The sequence below is a fragment of the Streptomyces sp. DT224 genome, from assembly GCF_049844595.1.
In the GTDB taxonomy this organism is placed as follows: Bacteria; Actinomycetota; Actinomycetes; order Streptomycetales; family Streptomycetaceae; genus Streptomyces.
In genome coordinates this window covers 26,653-48,846 of record NZ_JBNCLI010000018.1, presented here as the reverse complement: position 1 = coordinate 48,846, position 22,194 = coordinate 26,653, and the positions used below count along the sequence as shown (strand labels likewise).

Below are 22,194 nucleotides of genomic sequence, written 5' to 3'. Positions count from 1 at the left end.
TCCGGTGGTGGAGTGGGAGGTCCCCAATTCGGACCAGTGGTCGATCTCCCCTACACTCGATGGCGTGCCCCGTGGTGATGGACGACTCAACCACGACCTGCTCCCCGGAGAGAAAGGCCCCCAGGACGCTTGCGGCGTCTTCGGTGTCTGGGCTCCGGGTGAAGAGGTCGCCAAGCTCACCTATTTCGGACTGTATGCCCTGCAGCACCGTGGACAGGAGTCCGCGGGCATCGCAGTGAGCAACGGGTCCCAGATCCTGGTCTTCAAGGACATGGGACTGGTCTCGCAGGTCTTCGACGAAACCTCCCTGGGATCGCTCCAGGGCCATATCGCGGTCGGTCATGCCCGCTACTCCACCACCGGTGCCTCGGTGTGGGAGAACGCGCAGCCGACGTTCCGTGCGACCGCGCACGGCTCGATCGCCCTCGGTCACAACGGGAACCTGGTCAACACGGCCCAGCTCGCGGAGATGGTCGCCGACCTCCCGCGCAAGGACGGCCGTGCCACCCAGGTCGCCGCGACCAACGACACCGACCTGGTGACCGCGCTGCTCGCCGGCCAGACCGACGACGACGGCAAGCCGCTGACCATCGAGGAGGCGGCCGCCAAGGTGCTTCCCGAGGTGCGGGGCGCTTTCTCCCTGGTCTTCATGGACGAGCACACGCTCTACGCGGCCCGTGACCCGCAGGGCATCCGCCCGCTGGTCCTCGGCCGCCTGGAGCGCGGCTGGGTCGTCGCGTCGGAGTCCGCCGCCCTCGACATCTGCGGCGCCAGCTTCGTGCGCGAGATCGAGCCGGGCGAGATGGTCGCCATCGACGAGAACGGTCTGCGCACCTCGCGATTCGCGGAAGCGAAGCCCAAGGGCTGTGTCTTCGAGTACGTCTACCTGGCCCGCCCCGACACCGACATCGCGGGCCGCAACGTCTACCTCTCCCGGGTGGAGATGGGCCGCAGGCTGGCCGCCGAGGCGCCCGTCGAGGCGGATCTGGTCATAGCGACGCCGGAGTCCGGCACCCCGGCCGCCATCGGTTACGCGGAGGCCAGCGGAATTCCGTTCGGCGCCGGCCTCGTGAAGAACGCCTACGTCGGCCGGACCTTCATCCAGCCCTCGCAGACGATCCGCCAGCTGGGCATCCGCCTCAAGCTGAACCCGCTCAAGGAAGTCATCAAGGGCAAGCGCCTGGTGGTCGTGGACGACTCGATCGTCCGCGGCAACACCCAGCGCGCACTGGTCCGGATGCTCCGCGAGGCCGGCGCCGCCGAGATCCACATCCGGATCTCGTCCCCGCCGGTGAAGTGGCCCTGCTTCTTCGGTATCGACTTCGCGACCCGCGCCGAGCTGATCGCCAACGGCATGTCCGTCGAGGAGATCGGCACCTCGATGGGCGCCGACTCGCTCGCGTACATCTCGATCGACTCGATGATCGAGGCGACGACGATCGACAAGCCGAACCTGTGCCGCGCCTGCTTCGACGGCGAGTACCCGATGGAGCTCCCGGACCCGGAGCTGCTCGGCAAGCAGCTGCTGGAGACCGAGCTGGCGGCGGGCCCCGCGGCGACCGCGGCGTCCGACGCGCTGCGGCGTCCGTGAACCGGACCGCCCGGCAGCCCTTCCCCCAGCCCCGTATCTCCACACGAAAGATCCCAGGCAATGTCTGAGACAACAGGTGCTTCCTACGCGGCAGCGGGCGTCGACATCGAGGCCGGCGACCGCGCCGTCGAGCTGATGAAGGAGTGGGTGAAGAAGACGCAGCGCCCCGAGGTCGCGGGTCTCGGCGGCCTCGGCGGCTTCGCCGGCCTCTTCGACGCCTCGGCGCTCAAGCGCTACGAGCGTCCGCTCCTGGCCTCCGCCACGGACGGCGTCGGCACCAAGGTCGACCTCGCCCGCCAGATGGGCGTGTACGACACGATCGGTCACGACCTCGTCGGCATGGTCGTGGACGACCTCGTCGTCTGCGGCGCCGAGCCGCTGTTCATGACCGACTACATCTGTGTCGGCAAGGTGCACCCCGAGCGTGTCGCGGCGATCGTCAAGGGCATCGCCGAAGGCTGTGTGCTGGCCGGCTGCGCCCTGGTCGGCGGCGAGACCGCCGAGCACCCCGGTCTGCTGGGCGCGGACGATTTCGACGTGGCCGGAGCGGGTACGGGCGTGGTCGAGGCCGACCGCCTGCTGGGCCCCGACCGCATCCGCGAGGGGGACGCCGTGATCGCCATGGCATCCTCCGGGCTTCACTCGAACGGGTACTCGCTCGTCCGCCACGTGGTGTTCGACCGGGCCGGCTGGGCGCTGGACCGCCAGGTCGAGGAGTTCGGCCGGACCCTGGGCGAGGAGCTCCTGGAGCCGACCCGGATCTACTCGCTGGACTGCCTGGCCCTCACCCGTACGACCGAGGTGCACGGCTTCAGCCACGTCACCGGTGGCGGCCTGGCCAACAACCTGGCCCGGGTCATCCCGGACGACCTGCACGCGACGGTGGACCGCTCCACGTGGACCCCGGGCGCGGTGTTCGACCTCGTGGGCAAGGCGGGCCGGGTCGAGCAGCTGGAGCTGGAGAAGACGCTCAACATGGGTGTCGGCATGATCGCGGTCGTCCCCGCCGAGTCCGTGGACGCGGCCCTGACGACGCTGGCCGACCGGGGCGTCGACTCCTGGGTCGCCGGGGAGATCACCGCCCGTGGCGACCACGCGACCGGCGCCGAGCTGGTGGGTTCGTACGCACGCTGAGCGGGAACACCGGTCGGGCCGACGGGCCCGGCCGGTCACCGGCAGCAGCCTCGCCCTTCCCGTGCGCGGGCAGCACAAAACCCGGTCCGGAGGAGCTCCGAACCGGGGTGATGTGTCAGCGCGAGGTCAAGCGCCGCGGCGCTTGGACGACGGACCGGACTGGTCGTTCTCGTCCTCGTCCTCGTCGTTGTTGTACAGATCCGCGTACTGTGCGTACGGGTCATCTTCCTCGTCGTCATCCTCGAACGGCTCCGCGTTCGGTGGCTGACTCGAAGTCGATGCGCCCAGCTCACTGGCCAGACGCGACAGGTCCGTCCCGCCGGTGCTGTATTTCAGCTGGCGGGCGACCTTTGTCTGCTTGGCCTTTGCCCGGCCGCGCCCCATGGCTCGACCCCCTCGGTGACGGGGCTCGACGGCCCCAGAGTCTTGACACGCGTTCATGTTTCAGGACGGACTCTCGGCAGAGAGACCGTGCCTGTAGAGCTTTAACGGTACCTGCTTCCGCGGCCATACGGTACGCCGCCCGCATCACGCGCCCCGGAAGAGGACCCGCGAGACGCCCTGTCCTCGCTGGTCAACTGCGATTTTAACCTCTTATCGGCAGGCGACCCGCCGACCGGCGTGAGTCTTGTCTCGCCGGTCGGCGCGTCGTGGCCGCACGGAGGGGTGCGGGTCAGCTGCGGCGGGCCTCCGCCATCCGCTGTTCGGCGATCCGGTCGGCTGCGGCGGCCGGCGGAATACCGTCTTCCTTCGCACGTGCGAATATGGCCAGCGTGGTGTCGAAGATCTTCGTGGCCTTCGCCTTGCACCGGTCGAAGTCGAATCCGTGCAGCTCGTCGGCGACCTGGATGACTCCGCCCGCGTTCACCACGTAGTCGGGGGCGTACAGGATGGCGCGGTCGGCCAGGTCCTTCTCGACGCCCGGATGCGCGAGCTGGTTGTTGGCCGCGCCGCACACCACCTTCGCGGTGAGTACCGGCACGGTGTGGTCGTCGAGGGCGCCGCCCAGCGCGCACGGGGCGTAGATGTCCAGGCCCTCGGTACGGATCAGCGCGGCGGTGTCGGCCGCGACGGCGACCCCGGGGTGCTTGTCGGTGATCCGGCGCACGGACTCCTCGCGCACATCGGTGATCACGACCTCGGCGCCGTCCGCGAGCAGGTGCTCGACCAGGTGGTGACCGACCTTGCCGACGCCGGCGACCCCCACTTTTCGGCCACGCAGCGTCGGGTCGCCCCACAGGTGCTGGGCCGAGGCCCGCATGCCCTGGAAGACCCCGAACGCGGTGAGCACCGACGAGTCGCCGGCGCCGCCGTTCTCGGGGGAGCGGCCGGTGGTCCAGCGGCATTCGCGGGCCACGACGTCCATGTCGGCGACGTAGGTGCCGACGTCGCAGGCCGTCACGTACCGGCCGCCGAGCGAGGCGACGAACCGGCCGTAGGCCAGCAGCAGTTCCTCGCTCTTGATCCGCTCGGGGTCGCCGATGATGACGGCCTTGCCGCCGCCGTGGTCGAGCCCGGCCAGGGCGTTCTTGTACGACATGCCGCGCGCGAGGTTCAGCGCGTCGGCGACGGCCTCGGCCTCGGAGGCGTACGGGTAGAAGCGGGTGCCGCCGAGGGCGGGGCCCAGGGCGGTGGAGTGGAGGGCGATGACGGCCTTGAGGCCGCTGGCCCGGTCCTGGCAGAGGACGACTTGTTCGTGTCCGCCCTGGTCCGAGTGGAACAGGGTGTGCAGGACATCGACAGGCGCGCCGGTCACATCGGTCACTGTGGTGACTCCCAAGTACGAAGCGGCGGAAAGACCCTCCTGAAGGTGGGGAGGGCCCGCCGGACCGGCCGTAGGGACGGCCCGGCTGGGCAAGAGCGTAAGTCCTACCCCCACGTAGATCTGTTCCAGTGCCAAGGATCACCCCCCGCAGGGGGACAGGCGTGACACGATCACCGCATGTCGGTGGTGTCTTCGGTGCTGGTTCCCTACGCGTCCTACCTCCGGGTGTACGAGCCACTGGCGGCCTTCCCGGAGGGCGAGCGCGCCCACTGGGCCCGCTATGCGGCCCGCGACCGGATGCCCACGGCACAGGACGAACTCAGGCGCTCGCTGGCCGGCTTGGCGGCGACTCCGCCCGCCGGTGTGCCGGCGCACGAGAGCGCCGACGCGTTCGTGGCCGAGGTGGACGGCGTGGTGTGCGTGTGTCCGTGGCGGACCCGGCTGCGCGGCTGGCTGGCGCTGGACGGGCTGGCGGAACTGTTCCCCGGGCCGGTGCTCGACGCGGTGCTCCCGCCGGTGGTGCGCGGCCAGGCGCTGGCCGACCACGAGCGGTGGGCGGAGCGCAACCCGGACGCCCGGCCGTGGATCAGGACGGCGGTGTGGCAGGTTCCGGTGCGCTGGTTCGTGCTGTTCGCGGACGAGGAGCGGGAGCACGTGGTCGCCGGGCCGGACGGGGAGCCTCCGGTCTTCCGTTACCGGACACCGATGGTCGAGGCGCGGCGCCGGCTGGCCAGGTCGCTGCGGACGCTGCGGGAGACGATGGACGAGGGTCCGCTGACCGCGGGGCTGGTGGACGTCGGGCGGTGGCTGGAGGAGTTCCACCCGCGCTCGCTCGTGGAGCTGGACTACGGCGGGCTTGTGCACGCCCTGCCGGAGCGGGAGCTCAGCGTCGACCGGAGCGCCGCCGACGTGGCGGAGGGGATCGCCGCGCTGCGGGCGGGCGACGCGGAGAGGGCGGCCGAGGCGTACGCGCGTCTCGCGGAGCGCTGGCGGGCCGTAAGGGACCGTCAGTTCGCCAACTGACCACCGAGGCACCGTGCGCGGACGGCTCGTGAACCGGTGTCGGATGTGACACGTGTGGGTGAAGGGGCGGAAGGTTCGCAGGGGGCGTGGGACCTACGTCCCGAACCGGGCCTTTGCCTCAACCGTGATGGATAGCACTTACGGGGCCCTTGCGCCCTTCCCTACCCCTCGTGCCAAAATAGGACAAGGAGTCCGGTGAGGACTCCATCCGTCCATGTATGGGCGGATCGCTCAGCATTGCACGCTATGAGGGGTCTGATGACCCCTGATCGCTCCTGTGACTGATCGTCACGGTGGTGTGACTGTCCGCTATGGCATGGTCCATCGGCTTTCCGTCGCTGATGAACACCTGGGAGGGCAATTCCATCGGTTTGGCCGACGTGGCTGGACGGATGGTGTAGTTGTAGTGCCGAGGACAAGCCGTTCGTCCTATAACCGACTCGGCCCGCGTCCGCCATTTCGGGCAACGTGGGTCAAGGTGCAGAATTTAGAGGAAAGAACCGAGATGGTTCGGTTCTCCCGAGGAGGCCGCTCATGACCGCTCGCACCCCTGATGCCGAGCCGCTGCTGACCCCGGCTGAGGTTGCCACGATGTTCCGCGTGGACCCGAAGACGGTTACCCGTTGGGCGAAGGCAGGCAAGCTCACGTCCATCCGCACGCTCGGTGGGCATCGCCGGTACCGCGAGGCAGAGGTCCGCGCACTGCTTGCGGGTATTCCGCAGCAGCGCAGCGAGGCCTGACAAACCCCCTGCCACCCCGCCACACCTGGGCTTCTGGGTCCCCCAACCCACTTGCTCACCCATAGCTCCATATGACGGGCGCCCGCCCCAACGGGCGCCACACCTGTGCCGTACGGGTCATGTCATCCGATCGCGCTGGACTCCGCCGGGTCCAGCGCGATTTTTTTGCGCCTGCACCGGTTCCGGCCGGGACTGCTCCCCGTCGGCCCACGGTGCCGTTCGCGCAGCCCGGCCGGGCGGCCGGGGGGCTCGCCAGGGGTGTCGGCGGGCAGCGCGGGGGTATCCGGAAGACATCCTTCCGTGAGGTGCAATTGCACATATTAAATTCGCTAGTTGTAGGAAGGGTGTAAAGGGCCCCCTTCTCAAAACTGATTCAGTGACACCCGTCACACTGCACGAGTGTTGCCAACTACGAGCCTGCCACTGTGAGGAGGTCGTTGGCCGCGCCGAAGGTCATCTCGTGGGAGGACTTACGTCCCCGCTTCACCAAGGCCGTACGGAGGCCTGTCGGCGCCCCGTGGGCGGCTCGGGCGGTCCGGCGGGCGCCGGTCCGGTGTCCGGGCGGCCTGCGGGGCCTTCAGGGCTTCAGGGCGAGCCGCAGCGGGCGGGTGCCCGTTCACGGTGACTCGCGCCCGTGGCTGCCCCCATCGCGCCACCTCCTGGTGCATGTGCGCCGCCCCGCTCCGGGATTCCGGGGCGGCACCAGGTTTCTGAGTACTCGTCGGCGAACACCGCGGTCAAGACGCGCGAAAGCCCGGATCAATGAGATCCGGGCTTTCGTTCTGCGGTCCTGACGGGATTTGAACCCGCGGCCTCCACCTTGACAGGGTGGCGAGCACTCCTAACTGCTCCACAGGACCAGGTTTCGCTGCCTTCCTCGCGTCCGGCTGCGAAGACAGACTGTACAGGAGTCCAGCGGGTGCGGTCGAACTCACTGAGGGTCGCGGTCCCGTAACGGACAGCCCTTAGGGTGCGGCGGCGTCGATCGCCTTCACGATCCGCTTGTCCGAGACGGGGAACGCGGTGCCCAGGGCGTGCGCGAAGTAGCTCACCCGCAGCTCCTCGATCATCCACCTGATGTCCTGCACCTCCTGCGGGACGGGCCGGCCCTTGGGCAACTGCTCCAGCAGCCAGGCGTACTCGTCCTGCATCTCGTGGACCTTCTCCATGCGCGTGGTGTCGCGCTGGACGTTGGTCGGCATCTGCTGGAGCCTGCGGTCCTCCGCCACCAGGTAGCGCATCAGGTCGGGCAGCCTGCGCAGGCCGGTCGCGGTGACGAAGCCGGGCGGCATCAGACGCGCCAGGTGATCGCGTACGTCCGTGACGTTGTTGATCAGCACCAGGCTGTTGGTGGCCTTCAGCCGGCGCTCGCACGCCTGCCAGGCCGCCAGGATCTGCTGCACCTGGCCGACCGTGCGCACGGTCAGGTCCACCAGGTCCGCGCGCACCTTGTCGTACAGCGTCCGGAACGACGCCTCGTCCCACGCCGGGCCGCCGTGTGCCGCGATCAGCCGGTCGGCGGCCGCCGTCGCGCAGTCGTCGAAGAGGGCCTGGATCGAGCCGTGCGGATTACGGGACAGGGCCAGCTTCTGCTGGTTCGTCAGCTTGTCCGACGCGAACTTCGCGGGGTTGACCGGGATGTTCAGCAGGATCAGCTTCCGGGTGCCGCGCCACATCGCCTGCGCCTGTTCGGCCTCGGTGTCGAAGAGGCGTACGGCCACTGTGCCCGCCGCAGCTCCCTCCTGGTCGACCAGCGCCGGGTACGCCTTGACCGGCTGCCCGGCCCTCCGCGTCTCGAAGACCTTGTTCAGCGTGCCGATGGTCCAGTCCTTCAGACCCGAGCGTTCGATGGATTCGCCGGAGGGCCCCGCGGTGGCCGCGGCGGCCTTGGAGAGGGCCTGGCGGGCCTTCGGGCGCAGCCTGAGCTTCAGCGCCTCCAGGTCCTTGTCCTCGGCGACCCTGCGGCGCCGCTCGTCCACGATCCGGAAGGTGATCTTGAGGTGGTCCGGGACCCGGCTCAGGTCGAAGTCGTCGGCGGTGACGGGGACCCCGACCATCCGCTGGAGCTCACGGGCCAGCGTGACCGGCAGCGGTTCCTGGAGGGGCACGGCCCGGTCCAGGAACTTGTCGGCGTAGTTCGGCGCGGGCACGTAGTGCCGGCGGATCGGCTTGGGCAGCGAGCGGATCAGTTCGGTGACGACCTCCTCCCGCAGGCCCGGGATCTGCCAGTCGAAGCCCTCGGACGTCACCTGGTTCAGCACCTGAAGCGGAATGTGGACGGTCACACCGTCGGCGTCCGCGCCCGGCTCGAACTGGTAGGTCACCCGGAACTTCAGCTTCCCCTGCCGCCAGGAGTCCGGGTAGTCGTCCTTGGTGACGGCCCCGGCCTTCTCGTTGATGAGCATCGAGCGCTCGAAGTCGAGCGCGTCCGGCTCGTCGCGCCGCTTGTGCTTCCACCAGGAGTCGAAGTGGGCGCCGGAGACGATGTGTTCGGGGATGCGCTGGTCGTAGAAGTCGAACAGCGTCTCGTCGTCCACGAGGATGTCGCGGCGCCGGGCGCGGTGTTCCAGCTCCTCGACCTCGCCGAGCAGTTTGCGGTTGTCGTGGAAGAACTGGTGGTGCGTGCGCCAGTCGCCCTCGACCAGGGCGTTGCGGATGAAGAGGTCCCGCGAGGTCTCCTGGTCGATCCGGCCGAAATTGATCTTGCGCTGGGCGACGATCGGCACGCCGTACAGCGTGACCCGCTCGTACGCCATCACCGCGGCCTGGTCCTTCTCCCAGTGCGGCTCGCTGTAGGTGCGCTTCAGCAGATGCTGGGCCAGCGGCTCGATCCACTCGGGCTCGACCTTGGCGTTGACCCGCGCCCAGAGCCGGGACGTCTCCACGAGCTCCGCCGACATCACGAACCGCGGCTGCTTCTTGAACAGCGCCGAACCGGGGAAGATCGCGAACTTGGCGCTGCGGGCGCCCAGGTACTCGTTCTTCTCGGTGTCCTTCAGTCCGATGTGCGACAGCAGTCCGGCGAGCAGCGAGGTGTGCACCGACTGCTCGGGCGCGTCAGCACCCGTCGAGGACTCCTTGAGCTCGAGGCCCATCTGCTTGGCGACCGTGCGCAGCTGGGCGTAGATGTCCTGCCACTCGCGGATGCGGAGGAAGTTCAGGTACTCCTGCTTGCACATCCGGCGGAAGCTGGAGGAGCCGCGCACCTTCTGCTGCTCGCGGATGTAGCGCCACAGGTTCAGGAACGCCAGGAAGTCGGACGTCTCGTCCTTGAACCGGGCGTGCTGCTGGTCGGCCTGCGTCTGCTTGTCGGACGGCCGCTCGCGCGGGTCCTGGATGGAGAGCGCGGCGGCGATGACCATGACCTCGCGGACGCAGCCGTTGCGGTCGGCCTCCACGACCATACGGGCCAGGCGCGGGTCGACCGGCAGCTGCGAGAGCTTGCGGCCGAGCGGGGTGAGCCGCTTCTTCGGGTCCTTCTCCGCGGGGTCGAGCGCGCCGAGCTCCTGGAGGAGCTGTACGCCGTCGCGGATGTTGCGGTGGTCCGGCGGGTCGATGAAGGGGAACTTCTCGATGTCACCGAGGCCGGCGGCGGTCATCTGGAGGATGACGGACGCCAGGTTCGTCCGCAGGATTTCCGCGTCGGTGAACTCCGGGCGGGTCAGGAAGTCGTCCTCGGAATACAGCCGGATGCAGATGCCGTCCGAGGTGCGGCCGCAGCGGCCCTTGCGCTGGTTGGCGCTGGCCTGCGAGATCCGCTCGATCGGCAGCCGCTGCACCTTGGTGCGGTGGCTGTAGCGGGAGATGCGGGCCGTGCCCGGATCGATCACGTACTTGATGCCGGGGACGGTCAGCGAGGTCTCGGCGACGTTGGTGGCCAGCACGATCCTGCGGCCGGTGTGGCGCTGGAACACCCGGTGCTGCTCGGCGTGCGACAGGCGCGCGTAGAGGGGGAGCACCTCGGTGTTGCGCAGGTTCCGTTTGCCGAGCGCGTCGGCGGTGTCCCGGATCTCGCGCTCGCCGGAGAGGAAGACGAGCACGTCTCCCGGGCCCTCGCTCTGGAGCTCGTCCACGGCGTCGCAGATCGCGGTGATCTGGTCGCGGTCGGCGTCGTCGCCGTCCTCCTCGAGGAGCGGCCGATAACGGACCTCGACCGGATACGTACGCCCGCTGACCTCGATGATCGGGGCGTCGCCGAAGTGGCGCGAGAAGCGCTCGGGGTCGATGGTCGCGGAGGTGACGACGACCTTCAGATCGGGGCGCCTGGGCAGCAAGCGGGCCAGATAGCCGAGCAGGAAGTCGATGTTCAGCGACCGCTCGTGGGCCTCGTCGATGATGATCGTGTCGTACGCCAGCAGCTCGCGGTCCGTCTGGATCTCGGCGAGCAGGATGCCGTCCGTCATCAGTTTGACGAAGGTCGCGTCCGGGTTCACCTGGTCGGTGAAGCGGACCTTCCAGCCGACGGTCTCACCGAGCGGCGTCTTCAGCTCGTCGGCGATCCGCTCGGCCACCGTGCGCGCGGCGATCCGGCGCGGCTGGGTGTGCCCGATCATGCCCCGGAGCCCCCGGCCCAGCTCCATGCAGATCTTGGGGATCTGGGTGGTCTTGCCGGAGCCGGTCTCACCCGCGACGATCACGACCTGGTGGTCGCGTATCGCCTCCAGGATCTCGTCCTTCTTCTGGCTGACCGGGAGCTGTTCGGGGTATGTGAGGGCGGGCATCCGGCCGGCCCGCTGCTCGAGCCGCCCGGCTGCCTTGTCCGCCTGGGCGGCGATCTCGTCCAGTACGGCCTGCTGGGCCTCGGGCTTGCGGATGCGGCGGGCGCCTTCGAGGCGGCGGCCGAGCCGGTTCGCGTCGCGGAGCGAGAGCTGCGCGAGCCGGGACTGGAGATCGGCGAAGGAAGTAGACATACGGACCCCAGGATCTCACCCGGGCCGGAGGAAGGGCGAACCCATTTCGGGTGGCGGTCGCTCCGGGGAGGACGGAGGCGGTCCGGCACGACAAAGGCCCCGTCCAGTGGGCGGGGCCTTCGGGTGGTGGCTGGGGCCGGGATCGAACCGGCGACCTATCGCTTTTCAGGCGATCGCTCGTACCAACTGAGCTACCCAGCCACGAGGTTTCACGTGAAACCTCAGCGGTCCTGACGGGATTTGAACCCGCGGCCTCCACCTTGACAGGGTGGCGAGCACTCCTAACTGCTCCACAGGACCAAGCAATGTGCGAGACAAGTCTCGCACACGTTCAAGCGTGCCCCCAACGGGATTCGAACCCGTGCTACCGCCTTGAAAGGGCGGCGTCCTGGGCCACTAGACGATGAGGGCTAAGGGCCCACCTGCGCGCCTTGCAGCGCGTCGGGGACGTGAGAAGCATATGGGATGCCGGGGGCGTTCGCCAAAACGGTTTACGGGGACGGGGTCGGCCCGGTCGGAGAGGGACGCGTGAGGGCCGGCTCCTGCTCCGGCAGATGGCGGCTGACCTCGGCCGTCGTCAGTCCGAGGCCGCCCAGGGTGATCTCGTCCCAGGCTTGCAGGCGGCGGGTGGAGCGGTCCAGATAGAGCACCGACGCGAGCACCTGTTCCGGTTTCTTGTTCTGGACGGCCCGCAGCCCGCCGCCGCCCGTGGAGCCCTCGACCATCAGCCGGGTACCGCCCTTCAGGACTTCGTTCTGCCGGTGGTGCACGTGGCCGGCCAGCGCCAGCGGCACCTCGCCGTCCGTCTCCTTCACGGCCTCCGGCTCATGGGCGACGGCGATGTCGACGGGGGTCCCGGACCGCTGCTGCTCGCGCAGGGCGGCGGCGAGCGTGCGGCCGGCCACCCTCTCTACGTCCTCGGCCTGCTCGGGGCCTGTGCGGTCCGGGGTGAACTGCGGGTCTCCGACCCCGGCGACCCGCAGCCCGCCGACGGTCACGGCGCGGCCCTGGTCCAGGACGTGCACGTTCGGGAAGCGCTTCTTGTCGGTCAGGTACTTCTGTGTGACCGCCGAGTCGTGGTTCCCGCGCACCCACACGTAGGGGGCGCCGAGGTCGGCGATGGGGTCCAGGAAGCTGTTCTCGACGGCGGCGCCGTGGTCCATCGTGTCGCCGGAGTCGATGATCACGTCGATGTCGTACTGCTCCACGAGCGAGCCGATGATGTGCCACGCGGCCGGGTTGAGGTGGACGTCCGAGACGTGCAGGACGCGCAGGGTCGCCGGGTCCGGGCTGTAGACGGGGAGCGTCGAGGTGGCGTCGTACAACTTGGTGACGTTGGTGACCAGGCGGGCCAGTTCCTGCTGGTAGACGTCGAAGTCGCTGACGATCGAGCGGGCGTCGCCGACGACCGAAGGGGCGCTGGAGAGCAGCCCGGAGAACTTGGGCTCCAAGACCGACTTCGGGTTCCAGGTGGCGTACGCGCCGGCGCCGGACGCGGCCAACAGCGCGAGGGCCAGCCCCCCGGCCGCCAGGGCCCGGCGTGGCCGGCGGTAGACCGCGAGGCCCAGCGCCGTCGCCCCGGTCACCACCGCCACGCAGGAGCGCAGGGCCAGCTCGCGGGTGCCCGCCGCGACGTCCGACGTGACCTCGTCCTCCAGCCCGGCCAGCCGTTCGGGGTGCTGGACCAGCGCCTGCGAGCGGACCGGGTCGAGCCGGTCCACGTCCACGTCGAGGCGGACCGGGGCGTGGTGCGAGTCCAGCTCCAGGGCGCCGAGCGGGGAGACGTTGATCTTGGTGCCGCCGCTGAGCGAGGGCCGCAGGGTCATCGTCGTGTCCATCGGCCCCACGGTCGTCCGGACGCTGCCGACCGCGAGCAGCCCGAGCCAGGCGCCGAACAGCACCACGACGACCAGTCCGAGCGCCCGGAGGAACGGCCGGGGCGCGGCGAGGGGGCCGTGGGCGGCGCGGCGGGGTATCGGGCGGCGGAGGGGGAGTCGGGCGCGGGCCATTGGGTGCCCCTGCCCCAGGCACGGCGCGGGTATGCCCGGGTGCGGGGACGGGCGAGGGCACGGGTGCGGGGCCTGGGCGGGCCGGGTGGCCGTACGGGACAATGGCCGCGTGCTGGAGATGACGCGGGAAGCGTTCGAGGAACTGGTCGCCGAGGCGCTGGACCGGATCCCGCCGGAGCTGACCCGGCTGATGGACAACGTCGCGGTGTTCGTCGAGGACGAGCCGGAGTCCGACGACCCGGAACTGCTCGGGCTGTACGAGGGCACGCCGCTGACCGAGCGCGGGGAGTGGTACGCGGGCGTGCTGCCGGACCGGATCACGATCTACCGGGGCCCGACGCTGCGGATGTGCGAGACGCGCGAGGACGTGGTGGCCGAGACGGAGATCACCGTCGTCCACGAGATCGCCCATCACTTCGGCATCGATGACGAGAGGCTGCACGCGCTCGGTTACGGGTGAGCCGGGCGCGGGGCGACCGCCGGGAAGGAGCCGGCCCGCCGGGCGTGTCCCGGGCGGGGTCGCGGGAGTTGGGCACAGCGCACCCGGCTCGTTCGTGTCAGGCCCCGCCCTTCCTCGTGTCCCCGGAGGTGCCCTCGTGCGCCCGTTCTCCGTTCCTGTCCGCTGGGCAGCGGTCACCGCTGTCACGCTCGCCACGTCCACCGGCTGCATGAGCGTCGGCTCCGACGGGGCGGAACCGGCGCCCTCGCGGTCCGCCGAGCCGAAGGACGCCGCCGTCGAGCCGAACGGCTCCACGGTGACGGGGACCGGCCGCTCCCGGTTCGGGGGCGCCGGTGCGCAGTCGGAGCGCCGGGGCGCCGGGGCGAGCGCTTCCGCGTCGCCCTCGGTGAGCGCCCCGGCCGCCGACGGGCCCGGGGGCGCGCCCGACGCGGGCGGGGACCGGGTCGCCCGCCCCTCCCTGCCGGCGGGTCCGGCCGCGTCCGCGCCGCCGGAGCCCTCGGCGCCGGCCGGCCCCGTACCCGGTCCGGAGGATCCGGCGGACACGCCCGCGCCGCCGGAGCCGCCGGAGCCCGAGCCGGAGCCCTCGGAGCCCGCGCCTCCGGCGCCCTCGGCGTCTCCGGCCGCTCAGTTCCGTACCGATGCCATGGGGTGGCCGGGCGGGGTGGCGGCGCTGCGGACGCCGGAGGCATCACCGCAGGTGGGGCCGGTCTGAGGGGGTGGATCAGGGGAGGCGGTTTGCGCAACGGGGGTGAGAGTGCGTATGGTGGTAGATCGCTTGATCCTATTGCCCGGCGCCGACACAGAAGAGCGCCGTGTGGCGCGTACTCTCCCTTGCCGTGGCTGGACCGCATTGAGGCGGTCGACATTGCGAAATCACGGAGTTATGGGCGCGTGCCGAGACTCCGGAAGGTTTCGCATTTCGCATGTCAATTTCCAGTTCTGACCACACCGTCATGCCCGAGAACGTCGAGAACGACGAGCTCACCGCTGTCGCCGAGGCCGTCGTCGCCGAGTCCTCCGAGGCCGCTGAGCCGACCGTCACCTTCGCCGACCTGGGCCTGCCCGAGGGCATCGTCCGCAAGCTCGCGCAGAACGGTGTGACCACGCCCTTCCCGATCCAGGCGGCGACCATTCCGGACGCCCTGGCCGGCAAGGACATCCTCGGCCGCGGCCGCACCGGCTCCGGCAAGACCCTCTCCTTCGGTCTGCCGACCCTGTCCGCCCTGGCGGACGGCCACACCGAGAAGAAGAAGCCCCGCGCGATCATCCTCACCCCGACGCGTGAGCTCGCGATGCAGGTCGCGGACGCGCTCCAGCCGTACGGCGACGTGCTCGGCCTGAAGATGAAGGTCGTCTGCGGCGGTACGTCGATGGGCAACCAGATCTACGCCCTGGAGCGCGGTGTCGACATCCTCGTCGCCACCCCGGGCCGGCTGCGCGACATCATCAACCGCGGCGCCTGCTCGCTGGAGAATGTCCAGGTCGCCGTCCTCGACGAGGCCGACCAGATGTCCGACCTGGGCTTCCTGCCCGAGGTCACCGAGCTGCTGGACCAGATCCCCGGGGGCGGCCAGCGCATGCTCTTCTCCGCCACCATGGAGAACGAGATCGGCACGCTGGTCAAGCGCTACCTGAGCAACCCGGTCACCCACGAGGTCGACTCCGCCCAGGGCAACGTCTCGACCATGTCGCACCACGTCCTCGTCGTGAAGCCGAAGGACAAGGCGCCGGTCACCTCCGCGATCGCCGCCCGTAAGGGCCGCACGATCATCTTCGTCCGCACCCAGCTGGGCGCCGACCGCATCGCCGAGCAGCTCGTCGACGCGGGCGTCAAGGCGGACGCGCTGCACGGCGGCATGACGCAGGGCGCGCGCACCCGGGTCCTGGAGGACTTCAAGAAGGGTTACGTCAACGCGCTCGTCGCGACCGACGTCGCCGCGCGCGGTATCCACGTCGACGGCATCGACCTGGTCCTGAACGTGGACCCGGCCGGTGACCACAAGGACTACCTGCACCGCTCGGGCCGTACCGCCCGTGCCGGCAAGTCCGGTGTGGTCGTCTCGCTGGCCCTGCCGCACCAGCGCCGCCAGATCTTCCGCCTGATGGAGGACGCGGGCGTCGACGCCTCGCGCCACATCGTGCAGGGCGCGGGCGTCTTCGAGCCGGAGGTCGCCGAGATCACCGGCGCCCGTTCGCTCACCGAGGTCCAGGCCGACTCCGCGAACAACGCCGCGAAGCAGGCCGAACGCGAGGCCGCCGAGCTGACCAAGCAGCTGGAGCGCGCCCAGCGCCGCGCCGTCGAGCTCCGCGAGGAGGCCGACCGCCTGGTGGCGCGTGCCGCCCGTGAGCGCGGCGACGACCCCGAGGCCGCCGTGGCCGAGGTCACCGCCGAGGCCGAGGCCGCCCTCGCGGCTGCCGCCGCCTCCGTGCCGGAGCAGCCGGCCGCCCGCGAGGACCGCCGCGACGACCGGGGCAACTACGAGCGCCGCGACAACCGCGGTGGCTACCGGGGCAACGACCGCCGCGACGACCGGGGCGGCGACCGTCCGTTCCGCCGTGACGACCGCCCGTCGGGTGGCTACCGGGGCAACGACCGCCGGGACGAGCGCCCGTCGTTCAACCGCGACCGGCGTGACGACCGCCCGTCGGGCGGCTTCCGCTCCGGCGGTGGCGACCGTCCGTTCAACCGTGACCGTCGTGACGACCGCCCGTCCGGTGGCTTCCGCTCCGGCGGCGACCGCCGGGACGACCGCGGCGGCCGCTCCTTCGAGCGCCGGGACGAGCGCCCGTCGTTCAACCGAGACCGGCGTGACGACCGTCCCTCGGGCGGCTTCCGCTCCGGCGGTGGCGACCGTCCGTTCAACCGTGACCGTCGTGACGACCGCCCGTCGGGTGGCTTCCGCTCCGGCGGCGAGCGTCCGACCGGCCGCCGCGACGACCACCGTTCGACCGGCACGAGCACCGGTTCCTTCGGCCGCCGTGACGACAAGCCGCGCTGGAAGCGCAACGGCTGATCGTCCGTAGGTCTCCGACCTGATGAAGCGGGCCCGTCCTTCGCGGACGGGCCCGCTTTCGTTGTGTGGCCCTGTTCCTTGAACGGGTTCGAATCCAGCTATCTGTGCATGCGCGGCTGCTGTTAATGTCACGTGACTCGCATGGGGGGTCGGGGCCGGGGGGCTTTCACTTCACGCAGACCGCGGCACATGCTGCCGCGTCCTCCCCATGCCTCTTCGAGGGTGTCCGGGAGGGACTCAGCTTGAGACGTCAGATGGGCATGCGCAGTGCGGCGGCCGTTGTCGCGGCCCTTGTCATCGGTGCGGGCTTCGTGCCACTGGACGCAGGACCCGCTCGTGCGGCGACCGGGGACGAGGTGGTTTTTCCCGCAGACGTCGCCGCACAGCCGAGGACCGTCATCCCTCTGTCGGCCGGGCCGACGGGGTACCTCCGGTACGAGGAGGGGCGCGGTCAGTTCTGGAGTTCGTACAGCGGTGAGAACCACATCATCTACAACGACCTCGAGGGGCCCGATGCCGACGGTACCTACGGGGCCGGATCCGACGTCGTGGCCGCGTACCAGAGCGGGGGGATGGCCGAAGCCGGCGAGATCCGGTTGTACGACGTGGCCGCAGGGACCAATTCCTACGTCGAACTGCCCGCCGGGCACCACTACGTGGGTACCTACGGAACGACCGTCGTGACCTACAGCCGCACGAGCCCCACGGCGGCGCCGGAGTGGCATCTGCTGCGTCTCGTGAACCGTGCTGTCCAGGACACAGAGGTCGTCGGATGGCCGGACGGCGCCGAGCGCCCTCTCAAGGCGGTCACCGGTGGGGCCGATGGTGTTCTGGTGCGGTACGGCCAGGGAGACCGCCTCCGGCCGTTGTGGATCTCGCTGACGACCGGTGAGGCCCGCCCGGTGGGTTCCGGCGTCTCCGCGGCGACAGCGTCCACGGTGGTGTCGCGCGACCACGTGGTGGAGTGGACCAAGGACGGCAAGGTCACGTTCTACGCGAAGGGCACGTCGCAGACGGGGCCTCTGCCCGCGAGCCAGGTGAAGGACCTTCCGTACGCGGAAGGCGACCGGCTTCTCGGCGTCACCGGGCAGCACTTGGTGGTCGCGCGCGCCTCCGGGCAGGGAGGCTCGACTCCGTACCGACTCGTGACCGTTCCCCTGGACGGCGGCCCCGAGGAGGTGCTCTTCGCCTACGGGCGGGCGGACGCCATGCCCACCCCGGACGGCGGGCTGCTCGTGGTGGCCGGCTCCCGCCCTGACGGGCTGGGCGTGCAGTTGGTCCGTCCTGGTGACGGCGGGCCGACCACGGGCAAGCTGGCCGACGTCACACCGGCGACCTCGCGACCGCTGGAGATGAGCTTCAGTCAGGGGAGGCTCGAATCGCTGGAGTTCCTGCCCGACCAGAGCAGAGGCTTCCGCTCGCGAACGGTGTCCGTGTCGGGCCCGCTTGCCGCCGGTGGCACGGGGCCGGCCGGTGACCGTGGCTTCGATCTGGCGGACTGCGGGGACAGAGACGGGTGCCCGACCCTGTTCGCCACAGGTGACGGACGGACCGTGATCATGCCGGCGCCCGGCGGTGATCGCCCACAGATGCCGTGGCTCGTGGGGCCGGGAGGTACCGAGGCCGTTCCGCTGTCGGTCCCCGGTCTTTCCCGGTTCCAGGTCAAGGACGTGTCGGGCCGCTACGCGCTGGGGGGCGCCGGCCGTACCGACGGTGACGACGCGGGCGCCGTCACCGTGGACCTGGACACGGGGAAGCTGCTGGCGAGCATGCCGTTCAGCGGTGAGGACGTCGATCTGTACGGAGACCAGGTGTGGGGCGCGGGCCCGGTGGCGGGCACGGTGGTCAGTCGCGACGCCCGGACCGGGGCAGTGCGGCAGACGGTGGATCTCGGCACCGGGTGCAGGGCCGAGTCCATCAAGGTGACGTCGCACTGGCTCAGTTGGGACTGCGCCGGAAGCACCGCCAGAGGCGGCGTGTTCGATCTCGAGAAGAAGACCAATCTGACTTATCTCGACCCGGTGTCCGTGCTCGGCGACGGCTACGTCGCATGGCGCAACGGAGACGACGTGAAGATCACTGACGTGCGGGGAAAGACGCCCGTACCGGTGCACACGTACGTGATGGCCGGCGACGGTGAGCGGGAACAGAAGTACGCCATCGACACCGGAACCGGACGTATCGCGTATCAGCGGCAGGCCGACGGAGACATCACGGTCGCCGATCTGGGGGTCCCTGCCTCGCCGCTGGCCCGTATCGACTCCGACGTACCGGCATCGGCGGCGCTGCGGGGCGGGGTCCCGTCCTGGACGGCGCGCTGGTGGTTGTCGAAGCCTGCCGCTTCCTGGCAGCTGACGCTGACGAATCAGGCCACGGGTGCCATCGTGCGCACCCTGTCGGGCGGCGAGGCGCGCGGCCTGATCACGGCCGCCTGGGACGCGAAGACCGCCTCCGGCGCGTACGCCCCCAACGGCTCCTACACCTGGACCCTCACCGCCGTCCCCGCTGACGGGAACGGCGCCGCCCTCACCACGTCCGGCACCCTCAAGCTGACCGGCGGGGCGGCGGTGGCGCGGGACTTCGTCAAGAAGGACGGGTTCGGGGACCTGCTCGCGTTCACCCCGGCCGGCCAGGCCGACTGGCGGGCCGGGACCGGCACCGGGACCGGGCGGGTCGAGGACAAGGTGTCGGCCACCGGCTGGACGGGCGGCAACACCGTGACCGCCGCCGTGCCGTTCGAGGACATCAGCGGCGACCGGTGCAACGACGTGCTGGTCCGTACGCAGGAGGGCGAGCTGCGCGCGTACACGCCCGCCTGTGGGGCCGCGCTCAAACCCGGCACGCCGTACAAGAAGATCGGCACCGGCTGGAACATGTTCGACGCCCTGACCTCGCCCGGCGACATGTCGGGCGACGGGCGAGCCGACCTGCTCGGCCGGACGCCCACGGGCGACCTGTACTTCTACAAGAGCAAGGGCAACGGCCTGTTCGAGCCCCGGGTGAAGATCGGCTACGGCTGGCAGCAGTACCTCCTGGCCGGCATGGGCGACATGGACGGTGACGGCAAGGGCGACCTGGTGGCCCGCGACCGCTCGGGCAACGTGTGGCGCTATCCGGCCACCGGCAAGGGCACACTCGGCACCCGCACCAAGATCGGGTACGGCTGGACCATGTACGACACGATGGTCGGCTCCGGCGACCTGAACGGCGACGGCGTCGCGGACCTGCTGGCCCGCGACACGTCCGGGGTGCTGTGGAGCTACCGCGGCGACGGCAAGGGCGCGCTGGCGGCGCGTACCAAGGTCGGCGGCAGCTGGCAGATGTACACCCGTCTCTTCTGATGACTCACTCGACATCCGGGTATTCCGGAAAGGAACTTCTCTTGACCGTGTTCATACGCGGGCGCGCCGCGCTCGTGGGCGCCGTGGCCGGGGCGACCGTGCTCACCACGGCCGCCGTACCGGCGAGCGCCGCCGACCCCGCCCCGGCCACTGTGGCGACGACCGGGGTGTACGGCCTCGACTTCGCGGGTGGACGGCTGGTGACGGCGGAGCGGAGCCCCTCCGGCGACCGGATGGTGTACGACCGCCGGGTGTCCGCCGATGGCATGACCGTGGGGGCGCGCGAGAGCCGTGTCTTCGCCGGGACGTACGCCAACGGCGCGCACCTGGGGACGGTGCCCTGCGACAACGGCGGCTGCGTCGAGCTGGTCGCGTCCGGTCACGGTGACGTCGGCACGGTGTTCGTCGACGGCGACGACGCCGGTACCGAGTCGGTGAAGTTCTGGGCTCCCGGAAACTCGTACCACGGGGGTGACGTCAAGTACCCCGTGGCCACTGCCGACATCGTGGACCTGACCGGGCGGGCCTACGTCGTCAACGGCGGGTCCCCCGTCAAGCAGCGGGCGGGCATGTACCCGAGCTACACCTCGACCGCCGATCCGATCGTCCGCACCCCGGGCGCGGCATCCGTCTGGGGCACCACGCTCTGGGCGGCGACCACCGCCACCGGGGCGCTCGCCGCGACCGACCTGGGGACGAAGAAGGCCGTGGAGACGGCGGCCACCGGCGCTCCCTGCGTGATCAAGGAGGTGCGCGCGGTCGGCCGCTTCGTCTACTGGAACTGCGGGACGAGCGCTGCGGCCGGCGTGTACGACCGTACGGCGAAGAAGTCGTTCACCGTGCCGTCCGGGCCCGCCCTCGTCGGCGACGGCTACCTCGTCCGGCACGACCGGACGGCGGGCAAGCTGCTGCTCACCGACTTCCACACGGGCAAGGCGGCCGCCCCGCGCGCGGTCGCGGACCTCCCCGCCGGGAAGACCGCCGACCAGCGGCGGCTGACCTGGGCGGTGGACAAGTTCGGCGGCGACATCGTGTATCTCGACGCCGCGCAGACCCTGCACATCGTGCCCAGCGGGGTGCCCGCGCAGCCTCTCGCGAAGATCGCGTCCGACCTGGGCGGCGCCTACATGGACGTCAAGGGCGTCGACGGGCTGGAGAGCTGGAACAGCACCTGGCAGTTCAACAAGCCCGTCTCCTGGACGTACACCGTCAAGGACTGGACGGGCCGTACGGTGCGCACCCTCAAGGGCGACTCCGGCACCGAGGCCGACGTCGCCTGGGACGGCCGTACGGCCGCGGGCGACTACGCGGGCAACGGCAAGCACACCTGGACGCTGAAGGCGACGGCCGAGGACGGCTCGGGGACGTACTCCACCAGCGGGAGCCTGTCCGTGACCGGCGGCCGGCCGGGCTTCCACGACCAGGGCCAGTACAGCAGCGGCGACCTCGTCACGCTCAACGCCTACGGGGACCTGACCCTTCAGTTCGGCCAGACCTCCGGTGTCTTCAGCGGCAAGAAGTCCGGGACCGGCTGGCCGGCCGGCACCGTCGCCGTGCCCTTCGCGGACACCGGCGGCGACCGCTGCTCCGAGCTGCTGGTCCGGATGCCCGGCGGGGAACTGCGCCGGTACGACGGCAGCTGCGGCACCTCCGGCTACCGGCCGGCCGGCAAGCACACCGTGATCGGCGGCGGCTGGCAGCAGTACGACGTGCTGACGTCGCCCGGCGACCTGAACGGCGACGGGCGGGCCGACCTCGTGGCCCGTCAGAAGTCCACCGGGGACCTCTACTTCTACGCGGGCACGGCCGCCGGGAAGTTCCTCCCGAAGACCCGGATCAACACCGACTGGCGGACGTACGCCCAGATCACCGGCGTCGGCGACATCACCGGCGACGGCATCCCGGATCTGCTGGGCCACGACCGCAACGGCGGACTCTGGCGCTACAACGGCCTGGGCAACGGCCGCTTCGCCGCGCGCGTGAAGGTGTTCACCGACTGGGGCCGCTCGTACAACACCATGGTCGGCATCGGCGACCTGAACGGCGACGGCCGGAACGACATCGTCGTCCGCGACTCGGCGGGCAAGCTGTTCCGGAACAACGGCAACGGCAAGGGCTCGTTCGGATCCCGTACGCAGATCGCCACCGGCTGGCAGACGTACAAGGGCATCTTCTGAGGCTCTGAGCCCGCCCCGGTCCCGATGAC

The 22,194-nt window shown here is 70.4% G+C and carries 13 protein-coding genes and 4 tRNA genes; 9 read left to right on the top strand and 8 right to left on the bottom strand.

Going from position 1 to position 22,194, the window contains the following annotated elements; translation table 11 throughout:
• The first annotated feature begins 64 nt into the window (after positions 1-64).
• Together purF and purM are read left to right on the top strand one after the other, a co-directional pair.
• On the top strand, positions 65-1,591 hold the full coding sequence (purF, locus tag ACLQ2N_RS33865) for an amidophosphoribosyltransferase (RefSeq protein WP_425819270.1): 1,527 nt from the start codon (positions 65-67) through the stop codon (positions 1,589-1,591).
• A 60-nt stretch (positions 1,592-1,651) separates the two neighbouring features.
• Positions 1,652-2,725, top strand: coding sequence for a phosphoribosylformylglycinamidine cyclo-ligase (gene purM, locus ACLQ2N_RS33860; RefSeq protein ID WP_425819268.1), 1,074 nt, complete (start codon positions 1,652-1,654; stop codon positions 2,723-2,725).
• 126 nt (positions 2,726-2,851) lie between these two features.
• On the opposite strand, the gene ACLQ2N_RS33855 is transcribed toward purM, so the two are convergent.
• Both ACLQ2N_RS33855 and ACLQ2N_RS33850 read right to left on the bottom strand, forming a co-directional pair.
• Complete coding sequence (locus tag ACLQ2N_RS33855) at positions 2,852-3,109, bottom strand: DUF3073 domain-containing protein (protein WP_073966783.1); 258 nt, start codon at positions 3,107-3,109, stop codon at positions 2,852-2,854.
• A 289-nt stretch (positions 3,110-3,398) separates the two neighbouring features.
• Positions 3,399-4,490, bottom strand: coding sequence for a Leu/Phe/Val dehydrogenase (locus ACLQ2N_RS33850; RefSeq protein WP_425819266.1), 1,092 nt, complete (start codon positions 4,488-4,490; stop codon positions 3,399-3,401).
• A gap of 177 nt (positions 4,491-4,667) precedes the next feature.
• On the opposite strand from ACLQ2N_RS33850, the gene ACLQ2N_RS33845 reads away from it, so the two are divergent.
• The gene (locus ACLQ2N_RS33845; RefSeq protein WP_425819264.1) at positions 4,668-5,513 is read left to right on the top strand and encodes a hypothetical protein; all 846 of its coding nucleotides are present in this window, start codon (positions 4,668-4,670) and stop codon (positions 5,511-5,513) included.
• Positions 5,514-6,047: 534 nt separating this feature from the next.
• Positions 6,048-6,254, top strand: a complete 207-nt coding sequence (bldC, locus tag ACLQ2N_RS33840; protein ID WP_003949541.1) for a developmental transcriptional regulator BldC — start codon at positions 6,048-6,050, stop codon at positions 6,252-6,254.
• Between the two features lie 785 nt (positions 6,255-7,039).
• Here the strand turns inward: bldC and ACLQ2N_RS33835 are convergent.
• The 6 genes from ACLQ2N_RS33835 to ACLQ2N_RS33810 all read right to left on the bottom strand — a co-directional run bounded on the left by ACLQ2N_RS33835 (position 7,040) and on the right by ACLQ2N_RS33810 (position 13,173).
• Positions 7,040-7,114: transfer RNA gene (locus tag ACLQ2N_RS33835), tRNA-Asp, on the bottom strand.
• 105 nt (positions 7,115-7,219) lie between these two features.
• A complete protein-coding gene (gene hrpA / locus ACLQ2N_RS33830) occupies positions 7,220-11,164 on the bottom strand; it encodes an ATP-dependent RNA helicase HrpA (protein ID WP_425819256.1) in 3,945 nt (1,314 codons plus the stop codon).
• 124 nt (positions 11,165-11,288) lie between these two features.
• A tRNA-Phe gene (locus ACLQ2N_RS33825) sits at positions 11,289-11,365 on the bottom strand.
• Positions 11,366-11,389: 24 nt separating this feature from the next.
• Positions 11,390-11,464: transfer RNA gene (locus ACLQ2N_RS33820), tRNA-Asp, on the bottom strand.
• A 38-nt stretch (positions 11,465-11,502) separates the two neighbouring features.
• Positions 11,503-11,575, bottom strand: a tRNA-Glu gene (locus tag ACLQ2N_RS33815).
• An 80-nt stretch (positions 11,576-11,655) separates the two neighbouring features.
• Entirely contained in the window at positions 11,656-13,173 is a 1,518-nt protein-coding gene (locus ACLQ2N_RS33810) for a metallophosphoesterase family protein (RefSeq protein ID WP_425819254.1), read from the bottom strand.
• A gap of 109 nt (positions 13,174-13,282) precedes the next feature.
• On the opposite strand from ACLQ2N_RS33810, the gene ACLQ2N_RS33805 reads away from it, so the two are divergent.
• From ACLQ2N_RS33805 to ACLQ2N_RS33785, 5 genes are all read left to right on the top strand, one after another.
• Positions 13,283-13,633, top strand: coding sequence for a metallopeptidase family protein (locus ACLQ2N_RS33805; protein WP_018101725.1), 351 nt, complete (start codon positions 13,283-13,285; stop codon positions 13,631-13,633).
• 136 nt (positions 13,634-13,769) lie between these two features.
• On the top strand, positions 13,770-14,345 hold the full coding sequence (locus ACLQ2N_RS33800; RefSeq protein ID WP_425819252.1) for a hypothetical protein: 576 nt from the start codon (positions 13,770-13,772) through the stop codon (positions 14,343-14,345).
• 241 nt (positions 14,346-14,586) lie between these two features.
• A complete protein-coding gene (locus tag ACLQ2N_RS33795; protein WP_425819388.1) occupies positions 14,587-16,647 on the top strand; it encodes a DEAD/DEAH box helicase in 2,061 nt (686 codons plus the stop codon).
• Positions 16,648-16,889: 242 nt separating this feature from the next.
• Positions 16,890-19,988, top strand: coding sequence for an FG-GAP-like repeat-containing protein (locus ACLQ2N_RS33790; protein ID WP_425819250.1), 3,099 nt, complete (start codon positions 16,890-16,892; stop codon positions 19,986-19,988).
• A 47-nt stretch (positions 19,989-20,035) separates the two neighbouring features.
• Positions 20,036-22,165 (top strand): FG-GAP-like repeat-containing protein, encoded by a 2,130-nt coding sequence (locus ACLQ2N_RS33785; protein ID WP_425819386.1) that lies wholly within the window; start codon positions 20,036-20,038, stop codon positions 22,163-22,165.
• Positions 22,166-22,194 lie beyond the last annotated feature (29 nt).